The 15,575-nt window shown below is 75.5% G+C and carries 14 protein-coding genes; 11 read left to right on the top strand and 3 right to left on the bottom strand.

The genetic code is table 11. The annotated features are described in order from the left end of the window. Window positions 1–150: 150 nt before the first annotated feature. Window positions 151–879: a hypothetical protein gene (locus E1O70_RS07250; RefSeq protein WP_061266991.1), complete on the top strand. Its 729-nt coding sequence runs from the start codon at window positions 151–153 to the stop codon at window positions 877–879. 57 nt (window positions 880–936) lie between these two features. Here E1O70_RS07250 and E1O70_RS07245 read toward each other — a convergent pair whose 3' ends face one another. After that, window positions 937–1,242: a GNAT family N-acetyltransferase gene (locus tag E1O70_RS07245; protein WP_061266992.1), complete on the bottom strand. Its 306-nt coding sequence runs from the start codon at window positions 1,240–1,242 to the stop codon at window positions 937–939. 127 nt (window positions 1,243–1,369) lie between these two features. Here E1O70_RS07245 and E1O70_RS07240 point away from each other — a divergent pair, with 127 nt between their 5' ends. Further along, a complete protein-coding gene (locus E1O70_RS07240; RefSeq protein ID WP_370670904.1) occupies window positions 1,370–2,710 on the top strand; it encodes an MFS transporter in 1,341 nt (446 codons plus the stop codon). 66 nt (window positions 2,711–2,776) lie between these two features. Here E1O70_RS07240 and E1O70_RS07235 read toward each other — a convergent pair whose 3' ends face one another. Beyond that, complete coding sequence (locus E1O70_RS07235; RefSeq protein WP_009861301.1) at window positions 2,777–3,352, bottom strand: helix-turn-helix domain-containing protein; 576 nt, start codon at window positions 3,350–3,352, stop codon at window positions 2,777–2,779. 47 nt (window positions 3,353–3,399) lie between these two features. Here E1O70_RS07235 and E1O70_RS07230 point away from each other — a divergent pair, with 47 nt between their 5' ends. The 7 genes from E1O70_RS07230 to E1O70_RS07200 all read left to right on the top strand — a co-directional run bounded on the left by E1O70_RS07230 (window position 3,400) and on the right by E1O70_RS07200 (window position 12,272). Continuing rightward, window positions 3,400–4,329: a class I SAM-dependent methyltransferase gene (locus tag E1O70_RS07230; protein WP_082774273.1), complete on the top strand. Its 930-nt coding sequence runs from the start codon at window positions 3,400–3,402 to the stop codon at window positions 4,327–4,329. 87 nt (window positions 4,330–4,416) lie between these two features. Beyond that, window positions 4,417–5,400, top strand: coding sequence for an NAD(P)/FAD-dependent oxidoreductase (locus E1O70_RS07225; RefSeq protein WP_061266995.1), 984 nt, complete (start codon window positions 4,417–4,419; stop codon window positions 5,398–5,400). A 156-nt stretch (window positions 5,401–5,556) separates the two neighbouring features. Next, window positions 5,557–7,365, top strand: coding sequence for a pyruvate dehydrogenase (locus tag E1O70_RS07220; protein ID WP_051028717.1), 1,809 nt, complete (start codon window positions 5,557–5,559; stop codon window positions 7,363–7,365). After that, the gene (locus E1O70_RS07215) at window positions 7,362–8,984 is read left to right on the top strand and encodes a RecQ family ATP-dependent DNA helicase (RefSeq protein ID WP_061266996.1); all 1,623 of its coding nucleotides are present in this window, start codon (window positions 7,362–7,364) and stop codon (window positions 8,982–8,984) included. Before E1O70_RS07220 ends, E1O70_RS07215 begins: the two co-directional genes overlap by 4 nt. Window positions 8,985–9,047: 63 nt before the next feature. Continuing rightward, entirely contained in the window at window positions 9,048–10,067 is a 1,020-nt protein-coding gene (locus E1O70_RS07210; protein WP_061266997.1) for a phosphotransferase family protein, read from the top strand. Window positions 10,068–10,211: 144 nt separating this feature from the next. After that, window positions 10,212–10,682: an NfeD family protein gene (locus E1O70_RS07205; RefSeq protein ID WP_021482495.1), complete on the top strand. Its 471-nt coding sequence runs from the start codon at window positions 10,212–10,214 to the stop codon at window positions 10,680–10,682. 120 nt (window positions 10,683–10,802) lie between these two features. Next, window positions 10,803–12,272: a flotillin family protein gene (locus E1O70_RS07200; RefSeq protein ID WP_021482496.1), complete on the top strand. Its 1,470-nt coding sequence runs from the start codon at window positions 10,803–10,805 to the stop codon at window positions 12,270–12,272. Between the two features lie 94 nt (window positions 12,273–12,366). Here E1O70_RS07200 and E1O70_RS07195 read toward each other — a convergent pair whose 3' ends face one another. Further along, entirely contained in the window at window positions 12,367–13,284 is a 918-nt protein-coding gene (locus E1O70_RS07195; RefSeq protein ID WP_061266998.1) for a GAP family protein, read from the bottom strand. Between the two features lie 170 nt (window positions 13,285–13,454). Here E1O70_RS07195 and E1O70_RS07190 point away from each other — a divergent pair, with 170 nt between their 5' ends. Beyond that, complete coding sequence (locus E1O70_RS07190) at window positions 13,455–14,831, top strand: sensor histidine kinase (RefSeq protein ID WP_061266999.1); 1,377 nt, start codon at window positions 13,455–13,457, stop codon at window positions 14,829–14,831. Continuing rightward, on the top strand, window positions 14,828–15,571 hold the full coding sequence (locus tag E1O70_RS07185; protein WP_061267000.1) for a response regulator: 744 nt from the start codon (window positions 14,828–14,830) through the stop codon (window positions 15,569–15,571). The genes E1O70_RS07190 and E1O70_RS07185 overlap by 4 nt, the downstream gene beginning before the upstream one ends. The last annotated feature ends 4 nt before the right edge of the window (window positions 15,572–15,575 follow it).

The following is a 15,575-nucleotide window of genomic DNA, read 5'->3' as shown; positions in this document are numbered from 1 at the left end:
GGCATAGGGGAAGGGTCCCCGCGCCGCCGGGGCAGCGCAACAGGCGAAGGTCCCGGTCCGGGGCCCCATGGGCACCGCTCCCCATCGAGCCCGCGGCCCGTCTGTGGGTAAGGTCCGTGCGGAACCCCTCCCCGAACCACCGGAGCACTCATGCGTCCCGCCCGTACCGCCGCCCGCCTGACCGTCGCCGCCGCGCTCGCGCTCGGCCTCACCGCGTGCACCGTCGCCGTCGACGGCGGGGACGCCCCGAAGACGTCCGCCCCCGAGGAGACGACGACGGAGGAGTCCGCGCCCGCCGAGGACGCCGAGGAGACCGACGACGCGGCGGCGGAGACCGGCTCCGACGGCGAGCTCCCCGACTGGGCCAACCCCGTCGCGACGCCGGGCGAGCAGATCTCGACGTTCAACGTCGGCGACGTGCGCGTCGACGTCTACCAGGTGGGCGTCACGCAGGCCTCGAAGGACGGCCTGTTCGTCGACCCGGACACCAACCAGCCGCTCATCGCCGCGGGCGACGACATCGTCTTCATCAACTACGTCATCACGAACGAGGGCGACCCGATCGACCTCGGCTCGAGCCTCGTGAGCATCGACGAGCGCTACGACGACTGGCCGTACATGCAGGGCATGGACACGATCGTCGACGACGCACTGTACGAGGCGCAGGGCGTGCACGACGACGCGATGCACAACCAGGCGTACCGCGAGCCGTCGGTGTACCCGTTCGCGACGGGCCAGTCGTACTCGTACGCGACGAACTTCCGCTACCAGCCCGGCTCGCCGATCACGTTCGACGCCGTGATCACGCCCGTGGACGCGGAGGGCGAGCTCCTGCACGACGAGCGCATCGAGGGCGAGGGCACCGGCACGATCTCCTGACGCCGCCCGCGCCTGCCGCGAGAGCCCCGGTCCCGACGGACCGGGGCTCTCGTGCGCTCAGCGCCGGGTCAGGTCCTCGTACTCCGGGTGCCGCTCGACGTACGCGCGGATGAAGGGGCACAGCGCGACGACGCGCTCACCCGACTCCCGCACGCTGTCGAGCGCGCCGGCGGCGAGCGCGGACCCGACGCCGCGCCCCTCGAACGCGGGGTCGACCTCGGTGTGCGTGAAGATCACCGCGCCCGGCTCCCGCACGTAGGCGGCGAAGCCGGCGACGACGCCGTCGTCGGTGCGGGCCTCGAAGCGGTCGCCCTCGTCGGTGACGGTGACGGTGGGCGTGCGGGGTGCGGGGCTGTCGGTCATGCCGCCATCGTCGTCGGCCCGGCGCCCCCGGACAACCACGGCGCGACCCCGGAGACGGCGGTCACGTCGGGCGTGGCGACACGGATTCGCTACCGGCCGGACGGCTTCCGGGTGCGACACTGGGACGGTGGTCCAGGATTCCCCGTCGCGCGCTGACGACCCCGAGAACCCCGAGCACCGGCGGGACGACCTGACGACCGAGGGGACGACGTCGGGCACCGCGCCCGACGCCGAGGTCCGGGCCTCCCGCAACCCCTACCGCGCCGTGCTCACGCTGCCCGGCGCGTGGCGGTTCTCCGCCGCGGCGCTCGTCGCGCGCCTGCCGATGTCCATGGTCGGCATCGGCACGATCCTCATGATCCAGGGCATCTACGGCGAGTACGCGCTCGCGGGACGCGTCGCGGCCGCGCTCGTCGTGGCGCAGGCGGTCGTGTCGCCCCAGATCGCGCGCCTCGTGGACCGCACGGGGCAGCGCGTCGTCATGCTGCCGCTGCTCGCCGCCGCGACGCTCGGGCTCGGCGGGCTCATCCTGTGCGCCGTGCTCCGCGCGCCCGAGTGGACGCTCTACGTGTTCGCCGCCGTCTCCGGCGCGACGCAGGGGTCGTACGGCTCGATGGTCCGCGCGCGCTGGACGCACGTCGTGCCCGACGCGCGGCGCCTGCACACCGCGTACTCGCTCGAGTCCGCGCTCGACGAGCTCGTGTTCGTCGTCGGGCCCGTGCTCGCGACCGTGCTCGCCACGAGCGTGTCGCCGTCGGCCGGTCTGGTCGTCCCCCTGGTCGCGGCCGTCGTGGGCGGGCTGTGGTTCCTGTCCCAGCGCGCGACCGAGCCGCCCGTCGTCGTGCCCGAGGCCGGCGTCAAGCAGCGCTCGGCCATGCGGTCGACGGGGATGGTCGTGCTCGCCGTGATCTTCGTGGCGATGGGCATCGTGTTCGGCGCGACCGACGTCTCGACCATCGCGTTCGCCGAGGAGGAGGGCCAGAAGGGCGCCGCCGGCGTCATCCTCGCCGTGTTCGCCCTGGGCTCGCTCATCTCCGGCCTCGTCTACGGCGCCCGCCACTGGGTGTCCCCGCTGTGGCGCCGGTTCGTCATCGGGATCGTCGCGCTCGCCGCGGGCGTCTCGCTGTTCTTCTTCGTCACGTCGATCCCCGTCCTCGCGGCGGTCATGTTCGTCACCGGGTTCGCCATCGCGCCGACGCTCATCAACGGCAACAACCTCGTGCAGAACCTCGTGGCCCCGACCCAGCTCACCGAGGGCCTCGCGTGGGTCGGGACGTCGCTCGGCGTCGGGGTGTCGATCGGGTCGTCCGTCGCCGGGTCGCGCATCGACGCGGGCGGCGCGCACGCCGGGTTCGAGGTCGTCGTCGCGGCGGCCGCGCTCGCCGTCGTGCTGGTGCTCGTGGCCCTGCGGTCGCTGCGACGCAGCGCCGACCGCGAGGACGTCACGGACGGCACGCCGGCCCACTGACGGGGCGCCGGATCGCGCCCGGGGAGCATCGACCGGATATCGGTCCGGCCGCGGCCGGCGTGACGCTCAGGCCGGGTCGGCGCCCGAGAGGTGGGCCCGCTCGCCCTCCTGGTCGAAGATCGTGAGGATCTCGACCGGGCCGTCGTGCGCGCCGAACGAGTGCGGCACCATCGTCGAGAACTCCGCCGCCTGGCCCTCCTGGACGAGGATCCGGCGGTCCGCGAGGTAGACGACGGCCGTCCCGGACAGCACGGTGAACCACTCGTGCCCCGGGTGGACGCGCTGGTGCTCCGGCCCGACGGCGCGCTCGGGCGTGAGGCGCATCTTCGCGACCATCGTCCCGGTCCGCTCGCGCGACAGCAGCCACGTGGTCTCCCCCGGGCGGCGCTGCGGCTCGGGCCGGATCACGACGTCCTCGTCGTCGACGGGCTCGACGAGCTGGTCGAGGGTCGTGCCGAGCGCGCGGGCGATCGGCACGAGCTGGTCGAGAGCGATGCGCCGGTGCCCGGTCTCGATCCGGCTGAGCGTGGACGGGCTGAGGAAGCAGCGCGCGGCGAGCGCGTCGAGCGTCCAGCCGCGCGCGAGCCGCAGCCCGCGGATGCGCTGCCGCACGACGGCGTCGAGGTCCGGTTCTTGCGTCATGAGCAAGATCCTATGCTCAGCGCGCACGGCCGTTCTACGGTGGAGCCATGGACCTCCCCGCCGCCGGGCGCCCCGCGCCCGCCCCCGACGCCGCCGCCGCGGTCTCCCCGCACCGCGACGGTCACGCCCCGGGGCACTCCGCTGAGCTCGGCCACTCCCACGGCCACGGCCACGGCGGCCACGGCCCGCACGACGGTGCCGGGCTGGCCGAGCTGCTCGAGCTCGACGCGCTCGTGTTCGGGGACCTCCTCGACGAGGCCGTGGCGGTCGCCGTCGGGCACGCCCCGGACCCGACGCGCGCCGTGGTCGACCTCGGTGCGGGGACCGGCACCGGCACCCGGGCGCTCGCGCGGGCGTTCCCGGAGGCCGAGGTCGCCGCCGTCGACGCGGACGCCGCGATGCTCGACCGCCTGCGCGCCCGGCTCGCCGGGACCGGTCTCGCGGACCGCGTGCACACCGTCGAGGCCGACCTCGACGCCGGGTGGCCGCCCGTCGGCGTCGCGGACGTCGTGTGGGCGTCGGCCTCGCTGCACCACGTCGCCGACCCGGCGCGCGTCCTGCACGACGCCCGCGACGCGCTCGCCCCGGGCGGCCTGCTCGTCGTCGTGGAGATGACCGCGACGTCGCCCGTCCTGCCCGACGGCGCGGACCACACCGACCTCGCCGCGCACCTCGAGAGCGCCATGGCGCACGCCGGCTGGAACCGCTACCCCGACTGGACCCCGTACCTGACCGACGCCGGGCTGGAGGTGGTGGACCGGCGCGAGCCAAGCGCCGTCGTGCCGCCGGGGCCGGACACGTCCCGCTGGGCGCACGCCACCGCGCTGCGCCAGCGCGAGCACCTGGCGGACCGGCTGGAGCCCGCCGACCTCGCCGCGCTCGACGCCGTGCTCGCCGCGACCGCGCCCGGCACCACCGACCACACCGTCCGCGCCCGGGGCGGCCGCGTCGTCTGGGCCGCCCGCCGCCCCCGCTGAGTGCATCGAACAGTCGCCGTCCGGGCCGATCCCCGCGACTGTTTCACGCACTCAGCGGTGGACCCCCGTCCCCTGCCGAGGAGAGTCATGGATACCACCACCGAGAAGAACGCCCCCTACGACGTCGCGATCGTCGGCGGCGGGCCCGCCGGGCTGAGCGCGGCGGTGACGCTCGCGCGGTCGCTGCGGTCCGTCGTCGTGCTCGACGCCGGCGAGCCCCGCAACGCGCCCGCGGAGGGCGCGCACAACCTGCTCGGGCGCGAGGGCGTGCCGCCGCGCGAGCTGCTCGCCACCGGCCGCGCCGAGGCCGAGGGTTACGGCGCCGAGGTCCGCGACGCGCGCGTCGCCCGCGCCGACGGCGACGCCGGGTCCGGCTTCACGCTCACGCTCGACGACGGCGGGACGGTCCGCGCGCGCCGCGTGCTGCTCGCGACCGGCCTCGTCGACGAGCTGCCCGACGTCCCCGGGGTCCGCGAGGGCTGGGGGTCGAGCGTGCTGCACTGCCCGTTCTGCCACGGGTGGGAGGTCCGCGGGCAGCGGATCGCGGTGCTCGCGACCGGGCCCGCGGCGGCGCACCAGGTGCTGCTGTTCCGCCAGCTCACCCCGCACGTCACGCTGTTCCAGCACACCGCCCCCGAGCCCGACGACGCCACGTGGGAACAGCTCTCGGCGCTCGGCGTGCGCGTGGTCGAGGGCGAGGTCGCGCGGCTCGACGTCGACGGCCGGTCGGTGCGGTCGGTCGTGCTCGCCGACGGGACGTCGTTCCCGGTGGACGCGGTCGTCGTCGGGCCGCGGTTCGTCGCGCGCGGCGAGCTGTTCGAGCAGCTCGGCGGGACGCTCGAGGAGCACCCGGCGGGCCGGTTCGTGCCCGCCGACCCGCGCGGCGCGACCGCCGTGCCGGGCGTGTGGGCCGCGGGCAACTCGAGCGACCTCATGGCGCAGGTCGGCGCGTCGGCGGCGGCCGGGGTCATGGCCGGCGCGGGGATCCACGGGGAGTTCGCGCAGGCCGACGCGGCGGCCGTCGCACGACGCCGGACGCCGTTCGCGACGCACGCCGAGCCCGCGGTCTGAGGCGGCGGCCCGAGGCACCGGGCCGGGCCCGCGGTCGGGGGGCGACCGCGGGCCCGGCCGCGCGGAGGGTGACGCACGAGACGCCCGCTCGCGCTGCGCGGCCGGGCGGCCCGTCGCACGATGGAGGACGACCCCAGCCCACCGTGGAGGTACGTCATGCCGTTCGGAATCGGTCGGTCCCCGCAGGACAAGCGCAACCGCACGGTCGCCGACCTGCTCGTCGCGCAGCTCATCGAGGCGGGGGTGCGCCGGATCTACGGCATCGTCGGCGACAGCCTCAACCCCGTGGTCGACGCCGTGCACCGGTCCAACGCGGGCGAGAACGCGGGCAAGGGGATCGAGTGGATCCACGTGCGCCACGAGGAGGCCGCCGCGTTCGCCGCGGCTGCCGAGGCCGAGGTCACGGGCAGCCTCGCGGTGTGCGCGGGGTCGTGCGGGCCGGGGAACCTCCACCTCATCAACGGCCTGTACGACGCCAACCGGTCGCGCGTGCCGGTGCTCGCCATCGCGAGCCACATCCCGAGCAAGCAGATCGGCACCGGGTTCTTCCAGGAGACCCACCCCGACCGCCTGTTCACCGAGTGCTCCGTCTACTCGGAGATGATCTCGAGCGCCGAGCAGGCGCCGCGCGTCATCAACTCCGCGATCCACCACGCGTACGGCGCCCGCGGCGTCTCCGTCCTCACGCTCCCGGGCGACGTCGCCGACCTCGACGCCCCGGCCGCCGTGCCCGACGTCGCGTGCCGGCCCGCGCCCCCGCGCGTCGTCCCCGACGCGACCGCCGTCCAGCAGCTCGCGGACGCGATCGACGCCGCGAAGAAGGTCACGATCTTCGCCGGCGCGGGGGTGCGCGGCGCGCACGACGACGTGATCGCGCTCGCCGACAAGATCGCCGCGCCCGTGGGCCACTCGCTGCGCGGCAAGGAGTTCATCCAGTACGACAACCCGTTCGACGTCGGCATGTCCGGCCTCCTCGGCTACGGCGCCGCGTTCGACGCCATGCACGACTGCGACCTCCTGGTGCTGCTCGGCACCGACTTCCCGTACGACCAGTTCCTCCCGGAGTCGGTCCGTACGGCGCAGGTCGACGTCGACCCGACCCACCTCGGCCGGCGCACGCGCCTCGACCTCGCCGTCGTGGGTGACGTCGGCGAGACGGTGCGCGCGCTCCTGCCGCTCGTGAAGAAGGCGCGGTCGCGCAAGTTCCTCGACTCGATGGTCGCCAAGCACGAGAAGGCGATGACCGGCGTCGTCGGGGCGTACACGAAGAAGGTCGAGCGCACGACGCCGATCCACCCCGAGTTCGTCGCGGACACGCTCGACCAGGTCGCCGCCGACGACGCGGTGTTCACCGTCGACACGGGCATGTGCAACGTGTGGGCCGCGCGGTACATCACGCCCAACGGGAAGCGCCGCGTCATCGGGTCGTTCATCCACGGCTCGATGGCCAACGCGCTCCCCCACGCCATCGGCGCCGCGGCCGCCGGGCGTGCAGGGGGCCGCGAACGCCAGGTCGTCGCCATGGCCGGCGACGGCGGCCTCTCGATGCTGCTCGGCGAGCTCGTGACGCTCAAGCACTACGACCTGCCGGTCAAGGTCGTCCTGTTCGACAACGCGAGCCTCGGCATGGTGCGCCTCGAGATGCTCGTCGACGGCCTGCCGATGTTCGGCACCGAGTCGCCGCCCGTGGACTACGCCGCGGTCGCGAACGCGATCGGCATCCCGGCGGTGCGCGTCGAGAAGCCGAAGGACCTGCGCCGCGCCCTCCAGGAGGCGCTGAACCGGCCGGGACCGGCGCTCGTCGACGTCGTCACCGACCCCCGCGCACTCTCGATCCCGCCGAACATCACCGCGGGCCAGGTCCGCGGGTTCGCGGTCGCGATGAGCAAGGAGGTCCTCGGCGGCGGCATGGGCGAGGTCGTCTCGATGGCCCGCGCCAACCTGCGCAACGTGCCCCGCCCGTGACCGACGAGCCCACCCTCGCCGACGTCCGCGACACCGCCCGGGAGGTCTTCGGCTACCGCGACCTGCGCCCCGGGCAGCGCGAGGCGATCACCGCGCTCCTCGACGGCCGCGACGTCCTGCTCGTGCTGCCCACGGGGGCCGGCAAGTCCGCGGTCTACCAGCTCCCCGGTCTCGAGCTGCCCGGGCCGACGCTCGTCGTCTCGCCGCTCATCGCGCTCCAGCAGGACCAGGTGCGCTCCCTCCTCGAGCTCGGCGACGACGACGCGCGGGCCGCCGCCGTGAGCTCGGCCGTGCCCGCGGCCGAGCGCCGCGCCGCGCTCGAGGCCGCCGCGGCGGGCGAGCTGGAGTTTCTCTTCCTCTCGCCCGAGCAGCTCGCCAACGAGGAGGTGCTCGACGCCGTCCGCGCGGCCCGGCCCAGCCTCGTCGCGGTCGACGAGGCGCACTGCGTCTCGACCTGGGGGCACGACTTCCGGCCCGAGTACCTCCGGGTGGGCGAGCGCCTCGACACGCTCGACCCGCGACCGCCCGTGCTCGCGCTCACCGCGACGGCGTCCCCGCCCGTGCGCGAGGACGTCGCCGAGCGCCTGCACCTGCGCGACGCCGCGGTGATCGTCCGCGGGTTCGCCCGCCCGGGGATCGCGCTGGAGGTCGTGCGCACCGTCGAGGCGGCGGACAAGGACCGCGCGGTCGTCGAACGCGTCCGCGCGGAGGCCGAGCACGGCGTCGGGATCGTCTACGTCGGCACGCGACGCCGCACGGCCGAGGTCGCCGACGCGCTCGCGGAGGCGGGCCTGCGCACCGCGGCCTACCACGGCGGGCTGCGGCGGGCCGAGCGCGACGAGGCCCAGCGGCGGTTCACGGACGACGAGGTGGACGTCGTCGTCGCGACGTCCGCGTTCGGCATGGGCATCGACAAGCCGGACGTGCGGTTCGTCGTGCACGCCGACGTCCCCGGTTCCCCGGACTCCTACTACCAGGAGGTCGGCCGCGCGGGCCGCGACGGCGAGCCCGCCGTCGCGGTGCTGTTCTACCGGCCGGAGGACCTGGGCCTCCAGCGCTACTTCGCCGTCGGCGTGCCCGACCGCGACGACCTCCGCGAGGTCGCGCGCGCCCTGGGCCGGGGCGGTCCGGCGTCGGGCTCGTCGTCGCCGGGAGGGCGGGCGCGGCTGCCCCGGCGCCTCGCGCGCCTGCGCGCGCTCGTGGAGGACGCGCGGGCGCTCGCCGGCGAGGACGCGCGCCCGGGTGCGGTGGCCGACGTCGCGCACGAGCTCGCGGAGGCCCGCCGCCGGGTCGACGACTCGCGCCTGCAGATGATGCGCGCGTACGCCGAGACCCCGCAGTGCCGGCGCCAGTTCCTGCTCGCCTACCTCGGCGAGGAGCTGCCCGAGCCGTGCGGGCGCTGCGACACCTGCTGGGCCGGCACCGCGGAGGAGAGGGCCGCCGACGACGCGTCCGCGCCGTGGTCGACGGGCACGACGGTGCGGCACCCGGAGTTCGGCGAGGGGACCGTCATGGGCTACGAGGGCGACGACCGCGTGACCGTGCTCTTCGAGACGCACGGGTACCGGACCCTGAGCCTCGACGCGGTGACGGACCAGGGCCTGCTCACGGCGTCCTGACCCCGCCGGTGGCCGTCGCGGGCGCGCGTCCGGCGCCGCCGCCCCGGCCGGTAGCATCGCCGCGTGCTCACCAGGACGACGGTCACGGACGACCAGCTCGCGGCGCTCGTGGCGCCGCTCGGCGAGGCGCTGCGGTCCGAGCCGCTGAGCGGCGGGATGTTCGCGAGCGTCTTCGCGGTCGACCTCGCCCCGCGGCCCGGCGCGACGCCCGACGACGTCCCGGGCCGCGTCGTCGTCAAGGTCACGGGCGCCGACACGTCCCGGCTCCTGCGCTACGAGCACGGCATCCCCGGCACCGAGGCGGCGGCCTACCGGGCCGCCCACGCCGCGGGCCTGCCCGTCCCGCAGGTGCTGCACGCCGACCTGACGCGCGAGCACGTGGACGGCGACGCGCTCGTCGTGACGTTCCTCGACGGGACCCTGTGGAGCGCGCGCGAGGCCGACGCGGCGGAGTCCGCCGCCGTCCGCCGCGGGCTCGGGTCCTTCATGGCGCGGCTGCACCGGATCGCGGGCGACCGGTTCGGCTACCCGGCCCCCGCGTCGGACCTCGCCGCGGCGACCTGGCCCGACGCGGTCGTGCGCATGGTCGACGCCGTGCTCGACGACGCGCGCACGTGGGGGGTCGAGCTCCCGGAGGCCCGGGTGCGCGACGCCGTCGCCCGGCACCGCGAGGTCCTCGCCCGCGTCGAGGTCCCCCGGCTCGTGCACGCGGACCTGTGGCCGGGGAACGTGCTGCTCGCGCCGGACACCCCGCGGATCGTCGGCGTGCTCGACGCCGAGCGGTCGCTCTGGGGCGACCCGCTGTTCGAGCTCGCGGGCGCCGACCAGCTCGGTGCCGGGCCCGTCGACGCGGACCTCCTCGCGGGCTACGCCGCCGAGGGCGGCGACCTGGGCCTCGGCGACGGCACGCCCGGCAGCGGCGACCCCGCCGCGTGGACGCGCCTGCGCCTGTACCGCACCTACCTGTCGTGCCTCCTCGCGGTCGAGGTGGTGCCGCGGGGCTACGAGGGCGACTGGGTCGAGGGGTACGCCGGCACGGCCCGCGCCAACCTGCTGCGGATGCTGGACGAGCTGGGCGTCTGAGACTCCCCCGTGGGGAGTCCTCCCCATGTGACGTACCCCCGGATCGCCCCACGGCACGGTCGGGTCACGGTAAGGTGTGCGTACGTTCACGACAACTCCACACGCCACTCCCGCGCCGTGGCCACCCGTCCGAGGGGACCTCGCATGATCGCGTTCATCGTCATCGGCATCGCCGGACTCGCCCTCCTGCTCCTCTCGCTGCTCGTCGGCGAGATCGTCGACCTGGGTGACGGCGCGGTGTCCGGGACGACGCTCGGCGTCGGTGGCGTGGTGTTCGGCGCCGTCGGCGTGATCGTGGCCTCCAACGACCTGCCGACCTGGCTCGCGTACGTCGGGTCCCTCGTCGTGGCGCTCGTCGTCATGGTCCTCGTCCAGCTGCTGGTCAAGAACCTGCGCGCGTCGGAGGACGGCGTCCCCGTGTCCCTCGTGGGCGTCCAGGGCACCGCGACCACCGCGATCGACCCCGCGCGCGGCGAGGTCTCGCTCGACGCGGCGCACGAGCTCGAGCGCCGCCTCGCGTGGTCCGACGAACCGATCCCGGAGGGCGCGCGCGTCGTCGTGCTCGAGCAGTCCGGGAGCCGCGTGCGCGTCCAGCGGCACTACCCCAACGACTGAGGTCCGACGGACCGACCACGACGCCCCGCGCGTCGTCCCGTGGGTGCCGCGCACCCGCACGACTGCCGCACGTCCTGACCTGCCCGCACCCACGGAAGGAGACGCGCCCCGGCGCGGACCATGTTCGACGACACGAACCTCATCACGACCCTGGCGATCGTCGCCCTGGTCATCGCGTTCTTCGCGGTGGTCATCTTCATCAGCAAGCGCATCCGCCGCGTCCCGCCGAACGAGGCCCTGGTCATCGTCGGCCGCGGCGCGGGCCGCAAGGAGGCCGGGGGCAGCGGGCAGAAGGTCGTCGTCGGCGGCCGCACGTTCGTCTGGCCGATCCTCCAGCAGGGCTTCTCCATCTCGCTCGAGCAGCGCCAGATCGGCATCACGGTCGAGGGCGTGGACAAGAACCGCATCAAGATCGCCATCAAGGCGTCGATCAACTTCAAGGTGCGGGGCGACGAGGAGGGCGTGCGCCGCGCGGCCCAGCGCTTCCTCTCCCAGCAGGGCACCCTCACCGAGATCATCAAGGAGTCCCTCGAGGGCTCGCTGCGCTCCATCGTCGGCGACATGACGATCGAGCAGATCATCTCCGACCGCAAGGGCCTGTCCGACCGCGTCGTCGAGTCCACGAAGGCCGACCTCTCGGAGCAGGGCCTCCAGGTCGACCTGCTCAACATCTCCGACATCTCGACGCCCGGGTCGGACTACCTCGCGAACCTCGGGCGCGCCGAGTCGGCCCGCGCCCGCCAGGTCGCCGAGGTCTCCGAGGCCGAGGCCCAGCGCGCGTCGGAGTTCGCCGTCATCGAGGCGGCCGAGCAGATCGCCGAGCGCCAGAAGGCCCTCGACCTCAAGCGCGCCGCGATCAAGGCCGACACCGACCGCGCCAACGCCGAGGCCGAGGCCTCGGGCCAGCTCGCGCGCGCCGAGCAGGACCGCCTCGTCGCGCAGCAGGAGCGCGAGGCGCTCGCCGAGCAGGCGCGCGTGACGCAGGAGCGCCTCGACATCGAGGTCCGCAAGCCCGCCGAGGCCAAGGCGTACGCGGAGGTCCAGGAGGCCAACGCGCGTCGTGACGCCGCGAACGCCGCCACCGAGGCCGACGCGTACAAGCGCACCGTCATCGCCGAGGCGAACAAGACCGCGGCCATCCAGGACGCCGAGGCGTCCGCGCAGGCCGTGCGTCGTGCCGGTGAGGCCGAGCGCGACCGCCAGGTCGCCCTCGCGGCCGGTATCCGGGCCGAGGGTGAGGCCCGCGCCGCGGCGATCGAGGCCGAGGGTCGCGCCGAGGCGGCGGCGACCGACGCCAAGGCCGACGCGCTCCAGAAGTACGGCGAGGCGGCGCTCGTCCAGGAGCTCATCGAGCGCCTGCCCGAGATCGTGCGCGCCGCGGCCGAGCCGATCGGCAACATCCAGGGCATGACCGTCGTCTCGACCGACGGCGCGTCCGCGCTCACGAAGAACGTCGCGTCCGTCCTAGGCGAGGGCCAGGGCGTCATCAAGCAGCTCACCGGCGTCGACATCAACCAGCTCATCGCCAACCTCGCGGGCACGCAGCTCGCGGGCTCGGGCGACGCGCCGACCAACGGCACGTCGCACTGACCCACCCCGCCGACCATGCGGCCGTGGCCCGTCCGGACCTCCGGGCGGGCCACAGCCGCATGGTCGGCGAGCCGGCCGACAGAACCGGGGCCGGTCAGGCCCAGCCGAGGCGCCCGAACGCGTTGAGCGCGAGCAGCACGCCCAGCGCCCCGAGCACCCAGCCCGTCATGTCCGTCGCGTTCTTCGTGAGCCACCGGTCGAGACGGTGCAGCACCGGGTCGACCGCACGCGCCGCGACGAGCCGGCCGAGCAGCAGCAGGAGCGCGGGCGCGACCATGACGACGCAGTACGCGGCGAGGATCGCAGCGTTCCCGGGCCAGCCGACGTCCGACGTCGTGACGATCCCGATCGCGGCGAGGTACGGCAGCATCGTCCCCACCTCGATCGCGACGGCCCCGAGGGCCAGCCCCATGAGCGGCAGCACCGACGAGCGCGTCCGGACCACCCCGGTCCCGACGGCGTCCGCCTCGATCCCGAGCGCACGCTCGCGCCACCGCGAGAGCCTCCCCGGGCGCGGGGGCGACGACGGCGCCCCCGGCCCGGCAGTCTCGGCACCGGCACCGGCACCGGTCCACGGGCTGGCCCCCACGGCGTCGGCCCGGCCGGCGGCGGACGGGGTGGCACCGAACGGGGCGGCGTCGGACTGCGCGGCCTTGCGCGCCGCGCGCTTGCTGTCGAACCGGAAGCTCAGCGCGAAGAGCCCGATGCCCAGGAGCAGCTGCACGATCGCGGCGGCTCGCGTGTCGAGCGCGTCGCCGAACCGGTCGAGGAACGCGCCCGCGCCGAGCAGCACGACGATCCCGACGGCGAGGTAGAACCCCGCCACCGTGCCGAGGTACACGAGCACGCGCCCCGCACGTAGCCGCCCGGGCGCGAGCAGGAGCCACACGGGGATGAGCAGCGTGCCGAAGCTCGTGGAGTCGATGAGCGCCAGCACGACGAGCACGCCGGCCATCGCGGCCAGGCCGAGGCCCGGACCGCCGACGGCGTCGAGGTCGAGGGGGAGGTCCATGGCCCGAGCCTCCCGTCCGGGCGCGCGCGCGTCGTCCGGCGAACGACCGACCCGCGCGCCGCACCGCGGGCCGCGGAGGAGCGAGACGGGCGCAGTTCCGGGGAGCGGGCGCGGGCGTCGTACACCGTTCGACCGATCCGCTGCCCGGCGGGCTGTGCTGGGATGGGGGCGTGAGCACGCACGACGGCGGGACGCAGGACGCGCGCGCCACCGCGCCCGGGCGGGCGGGGCGCTGGCGCGCGCTGACCGGTTCCCTCCGCGGAGTGTGGCGCATCGAGGACCGGCGCAACGACCTGTTCTCCGCCGTGACGACGTTCGTCCTCGGGTGGGTGCTGCTCGAGGTCGGGCTCGTCGGCATCGTCCGCGCGTCGTTCGTCGTGGAACCCCCGCACGCCTGGTGGCGCGTCGCGCTGCTCGGCGTCGGGTGCCTCCTCATCCTCGTCAAGCGCGCGCACCCGATCCTCGCGCTCCTCGGCGGGGTCGTCGTCACCGCCGTCGACCTGCGGTGGGGCGGGAGCCTCGCCCTCATGCTCGTCCTGTGGGACCTGCTCTACGCCGCGGCGCTCTGGTCGCGGCCCCGGGCGCGCGCGTGGCTCTGGGGCGTCGCGGCGACGGTCGTGGCGGTGGGCGCCGTCGGGGCGGGCGAGGCCACGCGGGACGTGCGGGAGTTCGTGTACATGGGGCTCCAGCTCAGCGCGCTGCTCCTCGTGCCGATGTGGTGGGCCACCAACGTGCGCACCACGAGCGAGCTCGCCGAGGTCGCGAGCGAGCGCGCCGACCTCGCCGCGCGCGAGGCCGAGGCGTCGGCCCGCACGGCCGACCTGGAGCGCCAGCGCGCGAGCGACCTCGAGCGCATCGCGCAGCTCGACCGGCACGAGGCCGTCCGCGCGGAGCGGGCCGCGATGGCGCGCGACCTGCACGACGTCATCGCGTCGCACCTGTCGACCATCGCCATCCACTCCGGCGCCGCGCTCGCCCTCCCGCCCGACGCCGCGAAGGACCGCGCCGCGCTCGAGCAGGTGCGCGCGAGCGCCGTCGCGTCGCTCGACGAGATGCGGTCCATGATCCTGCTGCTGCGCACGGAGGGGCGACGCGAGGACGGCGGTGCGTCCGACGCCGTCGTCGCCCCCGGCCGCCTCGCCGGACTCGACACGCTCCTCGCCGCCGCACGCGCGACGACGACCGTCACGCTCCACGACCCGGACGGTGTCGCCGCGTCGCCCCTGCCCGCGGCGGCGGACCAGGCGCTGTTCCGCATCGCGCAGGAGGCCGTGACGAACGCGCTCAAGCACGCGCCCGGCGCCCCGGTCGTCGTCGAGCTCTCCCGGCACGGGGCGGCCGTCGTGCTGGAGGTGCGCGACGACGGCGCCCCCGGCTCCGGGACGGTCGAGGCGCCGCTGAGCGCCGGCACCGGCCTGCTCACGATGCGTGAGCGCGCCGACGGTCTCGGCGGCACGTGCAGCGCCGGCCCGCTGCCCGCGGGCGGGTGGTCCGTGCGCGCCGAGATCCCCGTGGCCGGGCTGCCCGTCGAGAGGCAGGACGCGTGACGCGACGACCGGTCCGGGTGCTCCTCGCCGACGACCACGCCGCCATCCGGGCGGGCCTGCGCCTCCTGCTCGACGCCGCGCCCGACGTCGAGGTGGTCGGCGAGGCCGCGGACGGCACCGCCGCGGTCACGAACGCCCGGGCGCTCCGGCCCGACGTCGTGCTCATGGACCTGCGGATGCCGGGCGTCGACGGCATCGAGGCGACGCGTGTCATCACCGGCGAGCGCCTCGCCGAGGTCCTCGTGCTCACGACGTTCGACCTCGACGAGTACGTGGACGGGGCGCTGCGCGCCGGGGCCGCGGGGTTCCTGCTCAAGTCCGCCGAGCCCGCCGCGCTCATCGACGCCGTGCGGCGCGTCGCCGACGGAGACGGCGTCCTCGCACCCGAGGTCACCCGCCGGCTCCTCGCCGCGTTCGCGCGCGACCCCGTGCCCGACGCCGCCCCCCGGCCCCACTCGGGATCGCGCCCGGGCGGCGCGGACGGCCCCGGGGACCCCGCGGCGTCGGGCGGCGGGGGCGTCGTCGACGACCGGCCCGACCCGCGGCTCGCCGACCTCACGCCGCGCGAGGTCGACGTGCTCGCGGCGCTCGGCCGCGGCCTGTCCAACCAGGGCATCGCGACCGACCTCTACATCACCGAGGCCACGGCCAAGACGCACGTCTCACGCGTGCTCGCGAAGCTGGGCGTCGCGACCCGCATGCAGGCGGCGATCGTCGCGCGGGACTCCGGCCTCGCCTGACCGC

Source organism: Cellulosimicrobium funkei (genome assembly GCF_004519295.1).
Lineage (GTDB): Bacteria > Actinomycetota > Actinomycetes > Actinomycetales > Cellulomonadaceae > Cellulosimicrobium > Cellulosimicrobium funkei.
The sequence above is the reverse complement of the archived record's forward strand: the minus strand, read 5'-3'. Positions and strand labels throughout refer to the sequence as shown.

Coding starts and splice junctions, on each gene's coding strand:
- E1O70_RS07250 (WP_061266991.1), top strand. CDS start 151: ATGCGTCCCGCCCGTACCGCCGCCCGCCTGACCGTCGCCGCCGCGCTC.
- E1O70_RS07245 (WP_061266992.1), bottom strand. CDS start 1,242: ATGACCGACAGCCCCGCACCCCGCACGCCCACCGTCACCGTCACCGAC.
- E1O70_RS07235 (WP_009861301.1), bottom strand. CDS start 3,352: ATGACGCAAGAACCGGACCTCGACGCCGTCGTGCGGCAGCGCATCCGC.
- E1O70_RS07230 (WP_082774273.1), top strand. CDS start 3,400: ATGGACCTCCCCGCCGCCGGGCGCCCCGCGCCCGCCCCCGACGCCGCC.
- E1O70_RS07225 (WP_061266995.1), top strand. CDS start 4,417: ATGGATACCACCACCGAGAAGAACGCCCCCTACGACGTCGCGATCGTC.
- E1O70_RS07220 (WP_051028717.1), top strand. CDS start 5,557: ATGCCGTTCGGAATCGGTCGGTCCCCGCAGGACAAGCGCAACCGCACG.
- E1O70_RS07205 (WP_021482495.1), top strand. CDS start 10,212: ATGATCGCGTTCATCGTCATCGGCATCGCCGGACTCGCCCTCCTGCTC.
- E1O70_RS07200 (WP_021482496.1), top strand. CDS start 10,803: ATGTTCGACGACACGAACCTCATCACGACCCTGGCGATCGTCGCCCTG.
- E1O70_RS07195 (WP_061266998.1), bottom strand. CDS start 13,284: ATGGACCTCCCCCTCGACCTCGACGCCGTCGGCGGTCCGGGCCTCGGC.